We start from the raw sequence: 17,424 nt of genomic DNA on the forward strand, positions 1-17,424 counted from the left end.
TGGGACCGCGAGGGCTCACCGGACTCGCCCGGCGGCCTGGACGGCCGCCGGCCCGGCGAAGCCTTCCGGTCACGGCGCCAGAGCGCGCCGTCGAGCGGTCCCGCCCTCACTCGGGCGATGGGAACGTCCGGTTCAGGAGTGGAGGGCGAGCCCCTTGAGCACCTTGTCGACCCCGTTGCGCGGCCCGTGCACCGCGAGCCCGACCAGGCGGAGCTCATCGGAGGGCACGGCGCGCACCGCGGCCCGGTTGTCCTCGTCGTTGTCGGTCTTGAACAGCTCCTCCGTGTACAGGGCCACCTCCAGCCCGCGTGCCAGCGCGCGGGCGTGTGCCGCGGCGAGGCCGGGGCCGTCCGCGGCGTAGACCAGGACGGGCTGGCGGAACATCGCCAGGTAGTGGTTGCCGGACCCGTCGGCGTACGGCTCGCCCATCACCTCGGGCCCGCCACCGGCCACGCCGCTCGCCAGGAACGCGGTGACGTTGAGCTTCTGCCAGACGGCGAGGTCCGCGCGCACCACAATGCCGATCTTCGTGTCGAAACGCATGTCCCGCAGCATCGTCGGACCCGCCTCGCCGGGTCTTGAACGCTCGTGCGGCACCAGAATGGATTCATGTCGGGTGACTGGTCGCGCTACTGGCGCTCGCCCCTGCCGGGGCTGGAGGCGATGCACGCCCACTTCGAGCGGCACACCTACCACCGGCACAGCCACGAGACCTACTCCTTCGGGATCACCGACGACGGCCGGCAGGCGTTCACCTGCCGGGGATCGGGCCACACGAGCACGGCGGGGATGGTGCTGGCGTTCAACCCGGACGACCCGCACGACGGCCGGGCGGCCGACGAGCTCGGTTTCACCTACCGGATCGTGCACATCGGCCCCGAGCTCGTCTCCGGTGCGCTGGCCGGGTTCGCGGGCCGCGCGGCCGGGCTGCCGCTGTTCGCCGAGCCGATCGTCCACGACCCGGTGCTCGCCGGAGGGCTGGGCCGCCTGCACGCAGCACTCCTCGGCGGAGCCCCCGCCCTGGTCGCCGACGAGCTGCTGGACGCGGTCATCCCCGCCCTGGTCCGCCGCGCGGCCCTCAGCGGCCCCGCCGCGAGGGGCCCGCGGTTCCGGGCGGGGAGCCGGGGCGCGGCGGGCGTCGCCGAGCGCGTGGCGGAACTGCTCGAGGACGACTACCGGACCGACCACACCGCCGACTCCCTGGCCGCCGTGTCCGGATCCAGCAGGTTCACCGTCTACCGGGCCTTCCAGGCGGTGTACGGGATGGCGCCGAGCGAGTACCAGCGGCAGGTCCGCCTGCGCGTGGCTCGCGGGCTGCTGTCGCGGGGCACGCCGATCGCGGCCGTCGCCGCGGAGACCGGTTTCGCCGACCAGAGCCACTTGACCCGCTGGTTCGTCCGCTGGTACGGCATCACTCCGGGGGTCTACCGCCGTGCCGCCCGCTGAACCGAGAGGCAGCGTCATGATCGGTTCGTCACGGCAGGGCGGCTGTACGGCACGGACACGTGCCCGCATTCGGATCCGTTGCCGGTGAACTCACCAACAACGCTCAGCTCCCTCCCGCTGTGTGGTTCACGGGTCATCGGAGCCGCCCATGAGCGGGCCGGCTGTTACGCGGTGGCACAGACGTATCGCGGCAGGGGATGGCGCCGAGACGATCGCGTCATTCGGGGGTGGACCTGCAACGGAACCGTTTCGTACGGTAAGCGCCTCCCCGCAGGCCAGGGTGGGTGCCGGACGGGGCCTGTATGGGGTCGTTAGCGTACGTTCCCGTTCCGGCGCAGCTCGGCTGTGATCATGGTTTCGGGGTGGATCGGCTGGTGGGTGACGCCTGGTGACAGCGATCTTCGTGTCCGGAAGTCCTCAGTAACGGACAAGGTCTGATCGTGGGTCATCAGTACGAGTCCGTGAACGCTATGTAACGATCCGATCGCTTACCGCTTGTCTTGTGGTGGTTCGCTCCTACGGTGTGGGCCGTGCCGGTGGAGTTTCTCAGTGATCGGGAAATGGCGGCCTACGGCCGTTACGGCGACTCGGTGCCGCAGGTGGATCTCGAGCTGTGCTTCTATCTGGACGACCGTGACCGCGAGTTGGTGGCCGACCAACGCGGGGACCACAACCGTCTCGGGTTCAGCGTCCAGCTCGCCACCGTGCGCTATGTCGGCAGATTCCTGACGGATCCGCTGGAGGAGTGCCGACCGAGGTTATCGATTTCCTGGCCGGACAGCTGGGAATCGCTGATCCGTCGTGTGTGAAGCGGTACTCCCAGCGCGAGCCGACGCATCGTGAGCACGCCGGGAAGATTCAGAAGGCGCTGGGGCTGAAGGATTTCGCCGAGGTCGAGGCGGAGCTGGCGGTGTCTGTGGGCAGGCGGGCGTGGGTCACGGGAGACGGGCCGAAGGCGATCTTTGTTGACGCGCTGCACTGGTTGCGTGAACACGATGTGCTGTTGCCGGGGGCCTCGCGGCTGGCCAGGCTGGTGGTGCGGGAACGGGAGGCGGCGACGCAGCGGCTGTGGCAGACGCTGTATGGGGCGCTGAGCGGCCAGCAGCGCCTCGCGCTGGACGCGTTGCTGGTGGTGCCGCCGGGCAGCCGGGTCTCGGAGCTGGAGCGGTGGCGGATGGGGCCGGCGCGGGCGTCGGGCCCGCAGATGGTCAAGGCGCTGAACCGAGTTGCGGAGATCATCGGCTCGGGGTTTCAGGCACTCAACGTCGGGTACGGGCCGGTCTCCAGCCCAGGCGTTCCCGCGCTGGACCGCCGCCGCATCGGGCATGCGGGCCGCACCTATCTGCGCGCCGCCGGCTACACCGCCGCCAACCCACACCTGATCGCCCAGCAGACCGGCATCGCCTTCGCCCAGGCGCTGGGCGGCGGGATGGTCGCCGCGATCGACGGCATGCGCTTCGTCGTTCCCGTCCCGTCCTTGATGGCTAAACCCAATCGGAAATACTTCGGCCCCAAACGTGGGATCACCTGGCTCAATCAGATCAGCGACCAGGCGTTCGGGACCGGGCATAAAATCGTCGCGGGAACCGACCGGGACTGCCTGCACGCGATCGACCTGTTCTTCAGCTCCGGCACGGCGAACCTGCCCGAGGTCCTCGTTACCGACACCGGGTCCTATTCGGACCTGGCGTTCGGGCTCGCGAGTTTGCTGGGCGTGGAATATCGGCCGGCGCTGGCCGATCTGCCCGACCAGAAAGGGTGGAGGACGGACAACGGAGCCGACTACGGTTCTTTGAACACCTTCGCCCGGGGAAAACTCGACCTGGGCAAGGTCCGGCGGCACTGGGGAGAGATCCTGCGGCTGATCGCCACCATCTACACCAGCAAGGTCAGCGCATCCGACGTGGTCGTGGCGTTGCAGCGGGGCGGTCGTCCCACCGCCCTGGGCGAGGCGATCGCCACCTACGGCCGCATCTTCAAAACACTCCACATCCTGTCGGTCGTCGACAGCGAACCCTACCGGCGCGGCATCAAGGGAATGCGTAACCTTCAGGAAGGACGCCACGCGCTCGCCGAGAAGATATTCCACGGCCGCCGCCGCGAGGTGTTCCAGCGGTACCGAGAAGGAATGGAGGACCAGCTCGGCGCCCTGGGCATCGTTTTGAACTGCGTCGTTCTGTGGAACACGGTCTATATCGATGCGGCGCTGAACCGGCTTCACGCCCAAGGCTATGGCGTTAGGGACGAGGATCGCCCGCCTCAGCCCCTTCATGCGCAAGCACGTCAACGTCCACGGGAAATATTCGTTCGCGGTCCCGGAGCCGGCCGATCCCGCTGGAGGCGCCACCGCCACCCGGCAGTTGCGCGACCCCGACGCCCGCGATGACGACGCCGAAGACTTCGACGAGGACGACCCCTGTTAGGGTGGCGGGCATGTTCCTCCCCCGTGCCTAGGACCTCGCACTGACCGCATCCATCGGATGCGGCACTTCGGCGTCCCCGCACGTTCACAGCGCCCCAGATGCGCGCTGCCTTCCCAAGGAACACCTCCATGTCTTTGCCTTCGCGGCCTCCGGCGTACCTCGCTGTCCTTCGCACCCCCCAGGCCTGCCGCGCCTTCGGCGCCGCGCTGCTGGGCCGGTTGTCCTACGGGACGGTCTTTCTGTCCCTGGTGCTGGCGCTGACCGCCGCCACCGGCTCCTACGCCGTGGCCGGTGGGGTCATGGCCCTGTTCGGGCTCACCAGCTCCCTGCTGTCGCCGCTGCGGGCCGGGCTGATCGACCGCTACGGGTCGCGCCGAGCCCTGCCTCCCATGGTCGTCCTCTACGCGCTGCTGCTGACCTGCCTGGCCGCCGCCACCTGGCAGCCGGGAACCTCCGGGGCGCTGCTGGCGGCTCTGGCCGTTGCGGCCGGCGCTTGCACACCTCCGCTCGGCGCGGTGATGCGCGCCCTGTGGAGCGATCTGCTGCCCGATCGGCAACTGCTGCAGCGCGCCTACAGCCTGGACACCGTCGCCGAGGAGCTGCTCTTCGTCACCGGGCCCCTGCTGGCCGGCCTGCTGGCCGCATTCGCCACACCCGCCGTCGGCGTGGCCCTCAGCGCCGCGCTGGTGCTAACTGGAACCTTTGCGCTCGTGTCGTCCCCGGCGGTGCGTACCGCGCAGGCCCTCCATGCCGACACGCCGCACGATGGGCCCCGCACCGACCCGGCCCCGTCCACGTCCCGATGGGGGTGGATGCGCGGCACGGCCGGGCTGGGCCGTCCGGTCGCGGTGTCGGCCGCAGTGGGCCTGTGCCTGGGAGCACTGAGCCTGCTCATGGTGGTCTTCGCCGAGCGGTATCACCAGGCCGCCGCGGTGGCCTGGGTCGAGGCTGCGCTGTCGGCCGGCAGCGCGGTCGGCGGTCTGGCCTATGGTGCCTTCTCCTGGCGCGTCCCCGGACAAGTGCGGCTGCCGGTGCTGGCCGCCGCGCTGGGTCTCACACTCGCCGCGGCCGGACTGTCGCCCAACCTGTACGTCCTGGTCGCGGTGGTGGGTGTCGCGGGCCTGTTCGTCGCCCCCGCGCTGACCACCGCCTACCTGCTCGCCGACGAGTCCGCCGCGCCGCACAACCGGACCCGGGCCGGCGCGTGGGTCAACACCGCCTTCAACACCGGCGCTTCCAGCGGGACGGCGACCATCGGGCTGCTGGTGGGCAGCTTGCCTCTGGCTTTGTGTTTCGTCATCGCAGCGGTCCCGCCTCTGCTGGCGGCGGCCACGGCGCTGGGACGGCCGCGGCGGCCCGCGACGGTGTCAGCGTCCAGCTGAGATGCCGGCAAAACCGACCATGAGCCGATCTTGAAGCGGTAGTGAGGTTCAGTCGGGTAGCCCAGGGGGATTTCACCCCTGGGCTACCCGACTCGATTCTTGGTAGAGCCACACCCCCGGTCAGGAAGAGCTCTGCTGCAGCGCCCGGTAAATGGTGTCGCGGCCGACTCCCAGCGCCCGGGCGATCTCAGCCACGGTGACGCCCTGGGTCGCGTACTGGGCCCGGGCCAGGCGGACCTGCTCGGCTGACAGCTTGGCGGGCCTGCCGCCCACGCGACCGCGCACCCGTGCGGCCTGTCGCCCGACCGCCGCCCGCTCGGCGATAAGCTCGCGCTCGAACTCGGCCAGCGCACGCCGCCAGGCCGAACGGCACGGCCGCAGGCTCACGCTCACCCGCAAGGAGTTGGGGTGCCGTTAACCAACGTGCCATGGGCCGCCAAGTAGGCGCTGAACTGGGGAATTAGCTTCCGGTCTCCAGCTCGGCTCACGCCGTTTGGCTGTTCGCCGGGTCTGGCGCACTGGCAGTACGCCAGACCGCGCGGCGGTGCTGCGCGTCGCCGTCAGCGCTTGCGTCGGCGCGCCGCTGGGTCGTGCTCGGCGGTGATCCGGGCGGAGGTCTCCTCGCCGAGGCGGACGTAGTGGCCGAGGCTGGACAGGTGTTGGTGGCGGGACTTGGCCTGCAGTTCGGGGGCGCTACGGCCGGCGGCGGCCAGATGGGTCAGCGCGCTGTGGCGCAGCTGGTGCAGGGTCCAGCCGTCACTGTGCGGGTCGAGCTCGGCGGAGGCGGTCTTGAACAGATACTCGGCGCGCGGGTAGGACAGGCGGCCACGGCCGGTGGTCGGGCAGACGTCGGTGGCTGCGGGCGCGCGGCGGCCGGAGGTGGGGGCGCGCCGGTCGGCCAGGAACACCGGGCCGGCCTGGCGGCCTTTGAGCAGGCGGGGCAGCAGGCGCGCGGTGCCGGTGGCCCAGTGCACGTACTCCACGGCGCCGCCTTTGGACACGACCCGGGCGCGCCGGTACTCCAGGTCGAGATCGGCGACGTCGAGGGAGAGGCACCAGCCGCGACCGGGCGCTCAACTACGCCGCCACCAACGCCGTCCAAGCCCGCCAGACGCTCGCCGAGGCCCTCGGCAGAGGGATGGCGCTGCAGAACATCGACGTGGAAAAGAGCCCCTACGGCCGCTCCGACAGCGACTGCTGGGATGTCAAGCTGCGCTTCTTCGATCCTGAGAACGGCAAGCGGGCCAAGCGGGTCTACCGCTTCACCATCGACGTCAAGGACGTGCTGCCGGTCACCATCGGCTCCGTCCGCTCCTGGCCCGAAGCCTGACCGTCCTCCGCGGACCCGACCATCTGGAAAGGCAGTGACACGGTGATGTCCCGGTGAGCCCTCCAACCCGACTCCCGCAGGTGCCTCCGGTGTGCCGCGCCGAGCCATACGACCCGTACTCCACCGTCGATCTGGCCGCCGCGACTGCCGCCCAGCGTGAACGCATCCGTGCCCACCTGCTGTTCTCGGCCAACACCGGTGACCCGGCCGCCTACCTGCTGCCCTCCTATGAGCAGGCCAAGCTGTCGGCCACCTGAGTCCGTCCCTGATCGAAGCGTTGGAGACGCCGCCGATGGCTGATGCCCGCACCATCCCCGAACCGGCACCCCTGCCCTCGTCCGGGCCGTCGTCCGGGGCCGCTACCGCGCCGCCGGCGGCGCGGCCCGACCGGTTCCCGCCGCCGGACCAGCCCGCGACCGGCCGGCTACCCCAGCCGGAGTCAGGGCTGGAGCGGGCTGCGGCCAAGCCCGTGCCGCCGCCGCGCTACCCGGCCCAGGCCGTGGCCGGGCTGGCCGAGCTGTGGGGCTGCACCCAGGGAGGGGATCCGGGTATCACCATCGGCGTCATCGACGGCCTGCCCCGGCTGTCTCATCCCAGCCTGGTCGGCGCCGATCTGCGTCTGCTGCCCGCCTGGTGGCAGGCGTCGGCCGAACCGGACGCGGGTGGGGTCGAGCACGGCACCTGGACCGCCAGTGTGCTGGCCGGCCGGCCCGGCAGCATCCTGCCCGGACTGGCTCCTCGCTGCCGCACCCTGGTGGTGGGCACGCATGCCGACGCAGAGCATTCCAACGACCCGATCTCCATCGCCCGCGCCATCGATGAGCTGGCCGAGGCCGGAGCCGACCTCATCCAGGTCACCCCTGCCTTCCACACCGCCTCCGACGACGCCGACGACTTCCTCAAACGCTCCGTCGCCCGGGCCATCGAGGCCGGCATCGTCATCACCGCACCGGCCGGCAACGACTACGGCACATGCAGCATCGCCGTGGCCAACCTGCCTGGCGTGCTCGCCGTGGGCGCGCACCGCGCCGACGGGCATATGTTCTCTTTCAGCAACCACGGCCCCGCCTACGCCGGGCACGGCCTGAGCACGCTCGGCGAAGCCGTCTATGGCGCCCACCCCGAAGGAGGCATCAACGCCCAGAAGGGCACGTGCGTGGCCGTCGCCCTCATCACCGGCGCCGCCGCCCTGCTGCTGGCCCTGCAGCGCCGGCTCGGCCACCCCCCTAACCCGCCGGCGATCCGCGACGCGCTGCTGACCACCGCCCGCCCCTGCACCCCGGCCCAGGCACACGGCCGGATCGAACGCTGCCTGAACGGCTACCTCGACCTGCCCGCCGCCACCGCTCACCTCTTCCCCGGCCTACCGCCCCTCCGACATGAGCCCGCACCCCAGCCGCCCCAACTCCAGCCCAGGGCACGGCTTCAGGCACACCCGCCCACAATCGCGCCGGTCAGCCCACCCCAGCCCACCGTGGCGTCCCACACCGTGCCGCCGCAAGCGACGGTGGCCACCCACGCCGAACGCCCGGACCTGGCCGGGCTCCGCCCACCCAAGCAGGAGCCGGAACTGCCCTTCCTCAAGGGAAACATGGCCGGCCGCTGGGCCGCCCTGACCGGCCTGCAGCAACGCTTCCCCCAGTTCACCCTCATCGCCACCGACCCCGACGGAGCCGTCGTGGGCAGCGGCCAGGCCGTCCCCTTCGCCCTGCACACCCCCGAACGCGGCCACCTGCCCGACAGCGGCTGGGATGAACTGCTCACCTGGGCCTACGCCGACCTCCAGGTGGGCACCCCGCCGGACGCTCTCGCTGCTCTGGGCATCTGGGTCGCCCCCGGTCAGCGGGGCACAGGGCTGGCCGACCGGCTGCTGGCCGCCATGAAGAGCACCGCACGCACCGCCGGCCTGGACCAGGTGGCCGCCCCGGTCCGGCCCACCCGCAAACACCACGAACCGGCCACCCCGATGGCCGCCTACGCCCGCCGCATCCGCGCCGACGGACTACCCGCCGACCCGTGGCTACGCACCCACGTCCGCGCCGGCGGCCGCATCACCGGCATCGCCCCCGCCTCCATGACCGTCACCGGCTCGCTGGCCCAATGGCGCACCTGGACCGGGCTGCCCTTCGACACCGACGGCCCGGTGACCGTGCCCGGCGCGCTGGTGCCCGTGCACTGCTCCCTGGCCCACGACCACGCCACCTACACCGAACCCAACATCTGGGTCCGCCACTGCCTGCACTGATCGCCGGCACGGGCGGTGGCCCCAGGATCGCCGGTGCGGGCCGCAGGCCGCACCTCTGGAGGGCTCTTTCTGCGGGGATCAGCCGCCCCGGCGGCGATGCTCATGCGCCGCTGAGCGAGCCGAGAGCACCGATGCTCAACCGGGCGCTCAGATCAAGGCGCACCTCGCCGTAGGGGCGGACGTGCAGCCAGAACAGCGGGGTCAGGCCGCGCCGGTCGACCGGGGTGAGCAGGGCGGACCACTCGGGATCGGCAAGGACGTCTTGAAGCATCAGGACGTTCACCATGACGAGCGAGGCCTGCAAGATCCGAAGACACAGGGCGGTCATCTCCACCTCATCGCGCCGGTTGGTGGAGATCTCGCCCCCGCGGCCGTAGCAGATCACCGCGTTGGCGCGGTTCCACGCCTCGACCACGTTCAGCCCTTCCTCGATCTCCCGCTGCAGGTCGCGGTCATATAGGTAGCGGGCGGCGAACGTGGTGCGCGCCGCATGGCCGATCTCCAGCATCGCCTGGTAGGCCGGGTGCGAGGCGGTGCGGGTGAAGCGCGACAGAATGGCCTCGGTGGAGGCGGTGCGGGTGCGGATCGCGGTGGCGTACTTGACGACCTGGTCGTAGTTGGCGGCGATGATGTCCCAGCGGATCGGCCGGGTCATCGCCGGCGCCAGGTTCGCGTACCGGGCCAGGTCTCCGTGATCGGCCTGGTGGAGCTTGACCCGGTTGATCTGCTTGATGCTCGGCAGCAGGTCCACGTTCAGCAACCGGGTGATGCCGAAGCCAGGTTCCGACTCCCCGTGGGAGTCCACGTAGTTACCTTCGACCTTCATGGTGGTGCCGTGCCGGATGGCGCCCTCCACCATGGCGGCCACCTCGGAAGCTGAGGCCTTCAGCGCCTGGGAGTGCACGACCACCGACCCGCGTTCGACATGCCAGTACACCAGCACGCCGCGGCCGCCGTAGCGGGAGTGCCACTCGGTGAACAGGTTCTGATCCCACGCCCGGAAGTGGGTGGAGTCGGAGGCGACAGCGGTGGAACCTTGCCCCCACAGCCCGGTGTCGCGGGCGGCGAAGGTGGCGTTGGCGATTTCGACCGCGATGGTACGGGCCACCTCCGGGGTCAGGTAGCGGCGGCGGACGTAGCGCAGGTCTTCCTCGCTGTGGGCGTGCGCGCCGGAGATCATCTGCCGGATGCCGCAATTAGTGCCGTAGGCGTAGATGACCAGCATGAGCCGTTCGGCGAGCACCTCGGGGCTCATGTGGCCGGTGCCGGTAGCCGCGGTCACCTTGGCCAGGCAGCCGGTGCGCAGGATCGCTTCCTTGAGGATGTCGATCAGCGGGACGGCGCTCCAGCGGCGGGCCACCTCGTTCTTGATCCGGCGCAGGTTGCGCGGCTCGGGGGCGGCCTCGATCGGCGTCAGCTTGATCGCCCCGGCCTTGCGGTCGCTGATCTCCACCCAGTCCAGGTCCGGCAGAGCGTCGTTCAGCTTCGCCAGGGCGCTGGTCATCTCCTCGCGCAGGCTGTCGCAGAACTCTGTCGGGTCCAAGGGCTTGCGCAGCTCGCGGTAGTGCTCGGCACGCCGTGACTCGAAATCGGCCGGCAGGTCCTCGTCCGGGTTGCGCCACCGGTCGGCGCCGACCACCCAGATCTCCTTGCAGCGCAGCTGCTCACGCAGCGTCTGGAAGGTGGCCACCTCGTACACCATGCGCGCCACGCGGCGCCGTCCGCGGGTGTCGGTGCGGTAGACCAGGTCGGCCCAGTCCTTGAGCGTGCCCTTGTGCTCGGGCGTGGTCTCGCCGAGCGGGTAGTAGGTGGTGTTGCCCGCCTTGGCGTAGCGCTTGACCAGGGTGAGCGCGTCGATGACGGGCCGGTGCGCGGTGTTGTTGGAACGGAACTCCAACACCTCCAGCAGCTCGATCAAGCCGCGCCGGTAGTGGTTGGTGTAGGAGGCCTTCAACGTGGTCTGCACGGTGCGCCGGTAGACCGGCCCTTTGGTCTTGAACTCGTGCACCAGCTCGCGCAGCGTCTGCTCGCCGCCCCGCACCGCAGGGAAGACCACCTCGCGCACCGTGCCGTCCGGCGTGCCCAGCGAGGCGTCGGCGATGGTGAACAGGAGGTTCTTCTTGCCCGAGACCCGCTTGAAGGCGTTGATGAGTTCCTCGGTGACCTTGCGTTCGGCGCGAGCGCCCACCCGGTGCACCGTGGCGATCAGCAGGTCAACCAGGGCGTCAGTGACCTCCCGCTCCACCAGCAACGCGGCCAGCAAGGTGACCGTCGCCTCCGGCGCATTACCGGCCCGCCGGCGCAGGTGCGAGGGAGATTCCACCGCGGCGCGGAAGCGCCACCCGCCCAGCACCTTCGGCGCCACGTCGGCGAACAAGCCGGCCGGCAGTTCGATAGCCCGGATCGCGTTCAGCTTGCGGATCTCCGTCAGCATCGAATCCAGGCTCACGTTGCCCGGCATCGCCTTGATCAGCGACAGGACCGAGCCCTCATCCTCATCCAGGTCGCCATCGCTCTCCTCTGTCTCCACCACGGTGTTGTCGGCGGTCACCAGGGCGAGCACCCGGGCCACCGTCACCGCATCCAGCCGCGCCGCGATCCGGTGAAACCAGGTTTGCTCCGCGTTATGCAGTGCCGACCGGACGATCCGAGTGATCCGCCCCGGCGAGGGCGGCTCGATCCGCTCCTGGCGGCACTGCTTCAGCAGCTCCTCCCGCACCCGCTCGGGAACCCGTTCGGCGTGCGCGACGTTCACAGCCAGCCAGTCGGTCAGCTTGTCGGCGTCGGCAACCGAGCAATCTCAGAAGCCGAGATGGTCGCGAATCTCGCCGCGATGACGCTCGATCGTCCGGCCTGTCCAGCCGTACAGGCCCAAGCTGCTGGCCGACGTCTTGGTCTGCTTCGCGACGTAGTCGACCACCTCGTTAGGAAACTCCGCCCGCCCGCGCGGGAAGCGCCCGTGCTGCGTGAAGTACTTCAGCAACAACGCAAAGGCCAGACGAGTGCCTTCCTGCTTAGCACTGACCAGGCCGACCTCATCGCTCAGCGCCGTCCAGTGCTCGATGAGCTCATCCATGCCAAGGGGCGGACGTTCCATGCCCATAGATCCGCGCCGGGCCCTTCGGCATTACAGAAGGTCAGGCTAGGGATCTTCGAGGTTTGGCGGCCTATGACACGTTGGTTAACGGCACCTCGAGTTCGCCGTCCTGGAGACCCTGATGCGGGCCGATGGCGCGGTGGTCAGCGGCGAGGACCTCATCGAGCAGGTGTGGGAGGAGCATGCGGGCTACAACACCAATCCGGTACGGGTCGCACTCAGCCGGCTGCGGGCCAAACTCGGCGACCCGCCGGTCGTGGAGACCGTCCCCGGCGCCGGTTACCGCATCGCTCTCACCCCGGCCGCGCCGAAGGACGACGAGCGATCCCCGGCCGAGCTGGAGTAAGGCAAGTGATCCGCACCCGCACCGGGGGATGGCAGGTGCTCCGCCGGCTGCGCCCCGCCACCGAGCGCGCCCGCCTCACCGTCCTGTACGGCAGCCTGCTGCTCGGCGCGGCGTGCGTGCTTGTCACAGTCATCTACTCCTTCGTCCAGGACGGGCTCAACGACCGCATCGGCAGCGCTTTCTCGGGCGTACACCCGAGCATCCGAGTCTTCCCGCTCACGACATCCGAACCCCGCCCCGGCACCCTGATCCCCTCGGACCAGGCCGGCGAGTACGCCCAGACCAAGATGGTCGGCGCCGCCGCCGACGCCACGCTCAGCCGCCTGCTCACCGTCTCCGGCATCGCGCTCGCCGTCTTCGCCGCATTCTCACTGTTGCTGGCCTGGTGGATGGCAGGCCGAGTGCTGCGCCCGGTCGCCGTGATCACCGCCACCACCAGAAAGCTCTCCGGCGAGAACCTCCACCAGCGCATCGGCCTGAAGAGCCCGCCCGGCGAGCTGAAGGAACTGGCCGACACCTTCGACCAGATGCTGGACCGAATCGAGCCACTGGTCACCGCCCAGCGAAGGTTCGCCGCCAACGCCGCGCACGAACTGCGCACCCCGCTGGCCGTCCAGCGGGCTGCGGCCGACATCGGCCTGCTCGACACGGACCCCGAACGGGTGCGGTGGATCCGCAGCAAGCTCATCGAGGTCGCCGACAACAGTGAACACCTCATCGATTCGCTGCTGCTGCTCGCCGCCACCGACCAGGGACTCGAGCGACCCGAACCGGTCGCGCTGGACAAGACCGCAACGAACGTGGCAGCCGAACTCGCCGACGAGGCAGGGGAGCGCGGCATCTCCGTCGAGATCACGGCCGCGCCGACAACCGTCGAGGGCGACCCGGTGCTGCTCGCCCACCTCGTCCGCAACCTGCTCGGCAACGCCCTGCGCTACAACGAGCGGGGCGGCATCGTCCGGATCACCCTCACCGCTCCGGACCGTACGCTCACCGTCGCCAACACCGGGTCGCTCGTGCCCGCCGACGAGGCCCCTCTGCTCTTCGAGCCGTTTCGCCGCCTCCACGAACGTCGGCACACGGCGGGCGAGGGCGCCGGGCTCGGCCTGTCCATCGTCGCCTCCATCGCCCGAGCCCACGGCGCCGCCGTTACCGCTGAGGCCAACCCCAGGGGCGGCCTCACCGTGCGCGTATGCTTTCCCTGACGAGCACCGCCCCAACTGGCCCCTAACGTCGGACGAGTCCGCCGCCGCGCGGGTGCGCGAACTCACCGGCGGCCTCGGCGCCCAGGCGATCTTCGACTTCGTCGGCGTCGACGCCACCGGCCGGGCGGCGGTCGCCATGGCCGCAATGGAGGCCGAAGTGCAGCTGGTCGGCCTCGGCGGCGGCGGCATCAAGACGGGCTTTGGTCAGGTTCCGTACGGCTTGTCGGTCTTCACCCAGTATTGGGGCAGTCGCACCGAACTGGCCGAAGTGATCGCCCTCGCCCGGACGGGGCTGCTTGCCGTCCGCACGGAGACGTACAGCCTCCAGGAGGCTCCCCTCGCCTACGAACGGCTGCACGCCGGCAAAATCCCCGGCCGCGCGGTGATACTCCCGAACGGTTAAGAGCTGATCAGGGGAGCAGCCGGAGTACGACCGCCCCGAGCACCGGGCCTACAGGGACGGATCTCCAGGTCAGCGGCGGGTCCGTTGGAGCTTCCGCGATTACCACCGGGATCCCTCAAAGGCCAGTCATCGAATGTGCGGCAGTCCGCCAACCCCCTCTTTTGGGGGACTGGGCCTACCGGTGCCGGATGGAAACTCCAACCATGCAATCTCCTTTGGTCGGCATCCGGCGGTTGCGAGCGCGGATGTTCTCCTCCGTCCGGGGACGGGCGACACTGATCGCGGCAGGAGTGACAGCCCTCACGCTGGCCGTGTGTCTGATCCTCATCTGGTCGATCATCCGCGAGTCCACCGAAGACCGGCAGGTCGACAAGGCGGCGGCCGCCGCACGCCAGCTGGCCGCCGTGGCGGTAGTGGCACACGTCCCCAACCCGATCCCGCCCACCGGATCGGAGCTGATGCAGCTTGTGGAGGCCGACGGCAAAGTGATCGCCGCGACAACACCGATGCAGGGAAGACCTCCGATGTCGCAGAAGAAGGCCGTCCCCGGTGAACTGCGGTTCGACGACGTCATCTGCCCCGCCTGGCTGAACCACTGCTACCACGTCACCGGAATACGGGTCCTGCAGCCAACGGTCTACGGCAGGCCCCTCACAGCGCTCGCGGCAGTACCGCTGCTCAGCATCCGCGACTACCTGGGCACCCTCACCGTCCTGCTCCTCATCCTCCTGGCCGTGACCGCGATCGTCGCAGCCTCCACCTGGTCGGTGATCGGGCTGGCGTTCCAGCCCGTCGAGGCGATCCGCACCCAGATGGCCGACATCACCGCCACCGCCCTCGACCGGCGCGTCCCCGTCCCCCAGACCGGCGGCGAACTCCAGCGCCTGGCCGAGACCGTCAACGACACCCTCCAGCGCCTCCAAAACGCCACCGAGCGCGCACACCGGTTCGTCTCCGACGCCTCCCACGATCTCCGCAACCCACTCGCCGGGCTCCACAGCCGCATCGAGGTCGCCCTCACCGACCCCGACGACACCGAACTCCGCCCCACCCTGCAGGCCGCTCTCCACAACACCGAACGCCTCAGCAACATCGTCGACGACCTCCTCGAACTCTCCCGCCTCGACCTGGGCGCCCCCAGTCCCCTTGAACGCCTCGACCTCGCCGAACTCGTCGACCGGGAGCTGTCCCGGCGCCCTGAACGCATCCCTGTCACCGTCACCTTGACACCCGGAGTGCTCGTCGACGCCAACCCCATCCGCCTCATCCGGGTCCTGGACAACCTGCTGTCCAACGCCGAACGACACGCCCGTTCCAGCATCCAGGTCGTCGTCGGCCGAGACGGCGACCAAGCTGTCCTGGAGGTCCTCGACGACGGCGAGGGTATTCCGGCCGACGCCCGCGAGAAGATCTTCGAACGGTTCGCGCGCCGACCCGAGGCCCGCAGGCTCAACAGCGGCGGCACCGGTCTCGGCCTGGCTATCGCCCGCGAAATCGCCCACGCCCACGGCGGCACCCTCACCGCCCACGACAGCCCGGCCGGTGGCGCCCGCTTCACTTTGCGCCTTCCCATGGCCACCCGCCCCTGAAGGCCCTCCACTCGGGTCGGCGTCACCAGGGGAAAAGTAGCTGTGAGTGATCGGATCCCATCATCTGACGGAGGCTGTTCATCAGCCTCGTGAGAAGGCCGGCATTCCAGACGACTGCGGAGTGCTACGGCTTCGCATCCTGATGTCTTCAGGTTGATCATTCCGTGCGGCCTTCATGGCGTGATGGCCATCAGCGATGGCCAATCGTGACGGGCCGCCGCCGATGGCGAGCCGCTGACCTTTGCTGCGGCAGCAAGATAGGCAATCAGGGGCCCTGATCGCGGTTCGGTCCCTCCGGGGCGCCGCGCTGAGCCGAGAAGCGGCCGCCTGGTCGACGGCGCCGGAGAGAGGCCGGATCAGTCCTCGCCGAGCAGGATGTCGACGTTGCCGATCGCGTCGATGAGGCACTGGCGGGCGGCCCGTATCTCGGTGAGGTGCTCTTTGACCGTCTCCACGTCGGGCACCTGCCCGGCGCCGATGACGCCCAGCAGCTTTTGCAGGCCCTCGGCGGCATGTGCGGCCGCCACCGGGATCGGCCCGGTCGACGCATCCTGGGCGACCAGTCGCAGGGGGCCGGCCACCCGCAGCGCCTGCCAGGGCAGGAAGCCGGTGAGCTGGTCCGGGTCGTCGGCCACGCCCGCGGTCACCAGCTGCTGGCGGTGCGCGGCCGCCAGGTCCTCGGGTCCGGTCGCGGCACTCTCGACGAGCATCGCCTCGACCTGGACGGCGCCGAGCAGCGCGTTGGCCAGCCGCATCCGGTACGGGCCGTCTCCCCCGAGCCGTGCCGCCTCGGCCGCGTGCTCGGCGGCGGTATTGGTCCCGTCGTACAGGCCCAGAGCGGCCATGGCGGCGCCGAGCTGGACGGCGGAGGCGGGCTCGTCGGAGGAGAGCGGGGGGAGAGTCATGAGCACCCACCGTAGACCCGCCGACCACGGGTGCCGGGGGTTTCGAGGGTTTCGAGAGGGCCCCTACGCGCGGGCGCGCGAGATCCCACGACCGAACAGAGCATCGACCTACCGGGGCGTCCCCTTCCCGTGAGTTATCGGGGTTCCGGTAGTAATCGCGGAAAATCCATGTGATGGTTGATCTTCGTCGACAACCCTTCTACCAGGGGTTCCCTTCTTCTGGATCATGTCCAGAGATCTGCTACCAGGCCGTGACCTGCGACGTCAGGATGAAATGGGCTCAGTAAGTGGACACAAAGAACACGCAAGATCAGATCACGGCGACCCTGGCCGAGCACACCAAGCGGCTGGCGCGGATCGAGCAGGGCATAGACCTCCTGCTCGCCCACCACGGCATCAAGCGACCCCTGATGGAGGCGAAGTGAGCACGTGCAGCGCCTATATATTCGGCTCGGCGAATGCCGGGCTGACCAACCAGATCGAGGGGCTGGCCGGCAGAATCAATGAGCTGGACGCCAAGGTCACCACGCTTCAGGATGACGTGGCCAGCCTGAAGGGTGCCCAGGCTCAGATGATGGAGATCCTGATCGACATCCAGCGGCGCGTCAGCTAGAAAGCTCTGACGATCTCACCGGCGCGGGGGCAGATCGTCAGCCAGCCGGTCTCATACACCCCGATCACCGCATGAGGCGCATCCGCCGACCGCGGGACGTCGGGGTGGGTGAGGGTGATCTAGTGCGGACGCGACGGTAATGTGGGCAGCTCCACCCGGTGGGGGCGCCGGCCGTAGCGGTCGATCCAGTCGTGGGCCAAGACCACTCGCTGGCACTCGACCGCGTCCTCTTCGGCTTGGCGGACCTTTTCGCGGGCCGTGCGCAGCTGCTCGCGCCGCTGCTGTTCGGTGGTGGTCAGATGCACGTGGCAGTGCTCGGCGCCGACGCACCGTCCCGAGACCATCGAGGAGACCGCCGACCTGGTGACCGCCGCGGCCAGGTACCGACTTGCCCCGCACCTGGAGAACGCGTGCGGACTGGTCACGGCCGGTCGGGCTCA

17 protein-coding genes and 3 pseudogenes are annotated in these 17,424 nt (G+C 69.8%); 13 read left to right on the top strand and 7 right to left on the bottom strand.

Translation table 11 applies throughout. The annotated features are described in order from the left end of the window. Positions 1-132 precede the first annotated feature (132 nt). A complete protein-coding gene (locus ABT061_RS29025) occupies positions 133-543 on the bottom strand; it encodes a DUF2000 family protein (RefSeq protein ID WP_350923851.1) in 411 nt (136 codons plus the stop codon). A gap of 66 nt (positions 544-609) precedes the next feature. Here ABT061_RS29025 and ABT061_RS29030 point away from each other — a divergent pair, with 66 nt between their 5' ends. The 4 genes from ABT061_RS29030 to ABT061_RS29045 all read left to right on the top strand — a co-directional run bounded on the left by ABT061_RS29030 (position 610) and on the right by ABT061_RS29045 (position 5,251). After that, the gene (locus ABT061_RS29030) at positions 610-1,446 is read left to right on the top strand and encodes a helix-turn-helix transcriptional regulator (protein WP_350923853.1); all 837 of its coding nucleotides are present in this window, start codon (positions 610-612) and stop codon (positions 1,444-1,446) included. Between the two features lie 530 nt (positions 1,447-1,976). After that, positions 1,977-2,255: a DUF4158 domain-containing protein gene (locus ABT061_RS29035; protein ID WP_350923855.1), complete on the top strand. Its 279-nt coding sequence runs from the start codon at positions 1,977-1,979 to the stop codon at positions 2,253-2,255. Further along, on the top strand, positions 2,192-3,832 hold the full coding sequence (locus ABT061_RS29040) for a Tn3 family transposase (protein WP_350923857.1): 1,641 nt from the start codon (positions 2,192-2,194) through the stop codon (positions 3,830-3,832). Before ABT061_RS29035 ends, ABT061_RS29040 begins: the two co-directional genes overlap by 64 nt. A gap of 165 nt (positions 3,833-3,997) precedes the next feature. Further along, positions 3,998-5,251, top strand: coding sequence for an MFS transporter (locus tag ABT061_RS29045; protein ID WP_350923859.1), 1,254 nt, complete (start codon positions 3,998-4,000; stop codon positions 5,249-5,251). A gap of 120 nt (positions 5,252-5,371) precedes the next feature. On the opposite strand, the gene ABT061_RS29050 is transcribed toward ABT061_RS29045, so the two are convergent. Together ABT061_RS29050 and ABT061_RS29055 are read right to left on the bottom strand one after the other, a co-directional pair. Then, complete coding sequence (locus tag ABT061_RS29050; protein WP_350923861.1) at positions 5,372-5,638, bottom strand: helix-turn-helix domain-containing protein; 267 nt, start codon at positions 5,636-5,638, stop codon at positions 5,372-5,374. A 173-nt stretch (positions 5,639-5,811) separates the two neighbouring features. After that, the gene (locus ABT061_RS29055; protein ID WP_350923863.1) at positions 5,812-6,252 is read right to left on the bottom strand and encodes a tyrosine-type recombinase/integrase; all 441 of its coding nucleotides are present in this window, start codon (positions 6,250-6,252) and stop codon (positions 5,812-5,814) included. A gap of 65 nt (positions 6,253-6,317) precedes the next feature. Here ABT061_RS29055 and ABT061_RS29060 point away from each other — a divergent pair. From ABT061_RS29060 to ABT061_RS29070, 3 genes and pseudogenes are all read left to right on the top strand, one after another. Further along, positions 6,318-6,581, top strand: a pseudogene (locus tag ABT061_RS29060) (cyanobactin maturation protease PatG family protein); the annotation flags it as partial. 53 nt (positions 6,582-6,634) lie between these two features. After that, positions 6,635-6,838 carry a hypothetical protein gene (locus tag ABT061_RS29065; RefSeq protein ID WP_350923865.1) on the top strand — a complete coding sequence of 68 codons (204 nt, stop codon included), beginning with the start codon at positions 6,635-6,637 and terminating at the stop codon, positions 6,836-6,838. 35 nt (positions 6,839-6,873) lie between these two features. Continuing rightward, entirely contained in the window at positions 6,874-8,826 is a 1,953-nt protein-coding gene (locus ABT061_RS29070) for a S8 family serine peptidase (protein WP_350923867.1), read from the top strand. Positions 8,827-8,926: 100 nt separating this feature from the next. Here the strand turns inward: ABT061_RS29070 and ABT061_RS29075 are convergent. Together ABT061_RS29075 and ABT061_RS29080 are read right to left on the bottom strand one after the other, a co-directional pair. Then, positions 8,927-11,605, bottom strand: a pseudogene (locus ABT061_RS29075) (Tn3 family transposase); the annotation flags it as partial. 21 nt (positions 11,606-11,626) lie between these two features. After that, positions 11,627-11,902: a DUF4158 domain-containing protein gene (locus tag ABT061_RS29080; protein WP_350923869.1), complete on the bottom strand. Its 276-nt coding sequence runs from the start codon at positions 11,900-11,902 to the stop codon at positions 11,627-11,629. A 118-nt stretch (positions 11,903-12,020) separates the two neighbouring features. On the opposite strand from ABT061_RS29080, the pseudogene ABT061_RS29085 reads away from it, so the two are divergent. The 4 genes and pseudogenes from ABT061_RS29085 to ABT061_RS29100 all read left to right on the top strand — a co-directional run. Beyond that, positions 12,021-12,269 (top strand): annotated as a pseudogene (locus ABT061_RS29085) (helix-turn-helix domain-containing protein); the annotation flags it as partial. A 5-nt stretch (positions 12,270-12,274) separates the two neighbouring features. Beyond that, on the top strand, positions 12,275-13,474 hold the full coding sequence (locus ABT061_RS29090; protein ID WP_350923871.1) for a sensor histidine kinase: 1,200 nt from the start codon (positions 12,275-12,277) through the stop codon (positions 13,472-13,474). Positions 13,475-13,526: 52 nt separating this feature from the next. Continuing rightward, entirely contained in the window at positions 13,527-13,877 is a 351-nt protein-coding gene (locus ABT061_RS29095; protein ID WP_350923872.1) for a zinc-binding dehydrogenase, read from the top strand. A gap of 203 nt (positions 13,878-14,080) precedes the next feature. Next, positions 14,081-15,466, top strand: a complete 1,386-nt coding sequence (locus ABT061_RS29100; protein ID WP_350923876.1) for a HAMP domain-containing sensor histidine kinase — start codon at positions 14,081-14,083, stop codon at positions 15,464-15,466. A 356-nt stretch (positions 15,467-15,822) separates the two neighbouring features. Here ABT061_RS29100 and ABT061_RS29105 read toward each other — a convergent pair whose 3' ends face one another. Further along, a complete protein-coding gene (locus tag ABT061_RS29105; protein ID WP_350923878.1) occupies positions 15,823-16,371 on the bottom strand; it encodes a DUF6245 family protein in 549 nt (182 codons plus the stop codon). Between the two features lie 287 nt (positions 16,372-16,658). Between ABT061_RS29105 and ABT061_RS29110 the strand changes: the two genes are divergently transcribed. Together ABT061_RS29110 and ABT061_RS29115 are read left to right on the top strand one after the other, a co-directional pair. Further along, a complete protein-coding gene (locus ABT061_RS29110) occupies positions 16,659-16,796 on the top strand; it encodes a hypothetical protein (protein WP_350923879.1) in 138 nt (45 codons plus the stop codon). Next, positions 16,793-16,984, top strand: a complete 192-nt coding sequence (locus ABT061_RS29115; protein ID WP_350923880.1) for a hypothetical protein — start codon at positions 16,793-16,795, stop codon at positions 16,982-16,984. The genes ABT061_RS29110 and ABT061_RS29115 overlap by 4 nt, the downstream gene beginning before the upstream one ends. Positions 16,985-17,103: 119 nt before the next feature. On the opposite strand, the gene ABT061_RS29120 is transcribed toward ABT061_RS29115, so the two are convergent. Next, positions 17,104-17,409 carry a hypothetical protein gene (locus ABT061_RS29120; protein WP_350923881.1) on the bottom strand — a complete coding sequence of 102 codons (306 nt, stop codon included), beginning with the start codon at positions 17,407-17,409 and terminating at the stop codon, positions 17,104-17,106. Positions 17,410-17,424 lie beyond the last annotated feature (15 nt).

The organism is Streptosporangium sp. NPDC002544 (assembly GCF_040295965.1).
GTDB lineage: Bacteria > Actinomycetota > Actinomycetes > Streptosporangiales > Streptosporangiaceae > Streptosporangium.

Excerpts from the sequence above, each read along its gene's own strand:
- ABT061_RS29025 (WP_350923851.1), bottom strand. The coding sequence starts at position 543 with ATGCGTTTCGACACGAAGATCGGCATTGTGGTGCGCGCGGACCTCGCC.
- ABT061_RS29030 (WP_350923853.1), top strand. The coding sequence starts at position 610 with ATGTCGGGTGACTGGTCGCGCTACTGGCGCTCGCCCCTGCCGGGGCTG.
- ABT061_RS29045 (WP_350923859.1), top strand. The coding sequence starts at position 3,998 with ATGTCTTTGCCTTCGCGGCCTCCGGCGTACCTCGCTGTCCTTCGCACC.
- ABT061_RS29070 (WP_350923867.1), top strand. The coding sequence starts at position 6,874 with ATGGCTGATGCCCGCACCATCCCCGAACCGGCACCCCTGCCCTCGTCC.
- ABT061_RS29080 (WP_350923869.1), bottom strand. The coding sequence starts at position 11,902 with ATGGATGAGCTCATCGAGCACTGGACGGCGCTGAGCGATGAGGTCGGC.
- ABT061_RS29100 (WP_350923876.1), top strand. The coding sequence starts at position 14,081 with ATGCAATCTCCTTTGGTCGGCATCCGGCGGTTGCGAGCGCGGATGTTC.
- ABT061_RS29105 (WP_350923878.1), bottom strand. The coding sequence starts at position 16,371 with ATGACTCTCCCCCCGCTCTCCTCCGACGAGCCCGCCTCCGCCGTCCAG.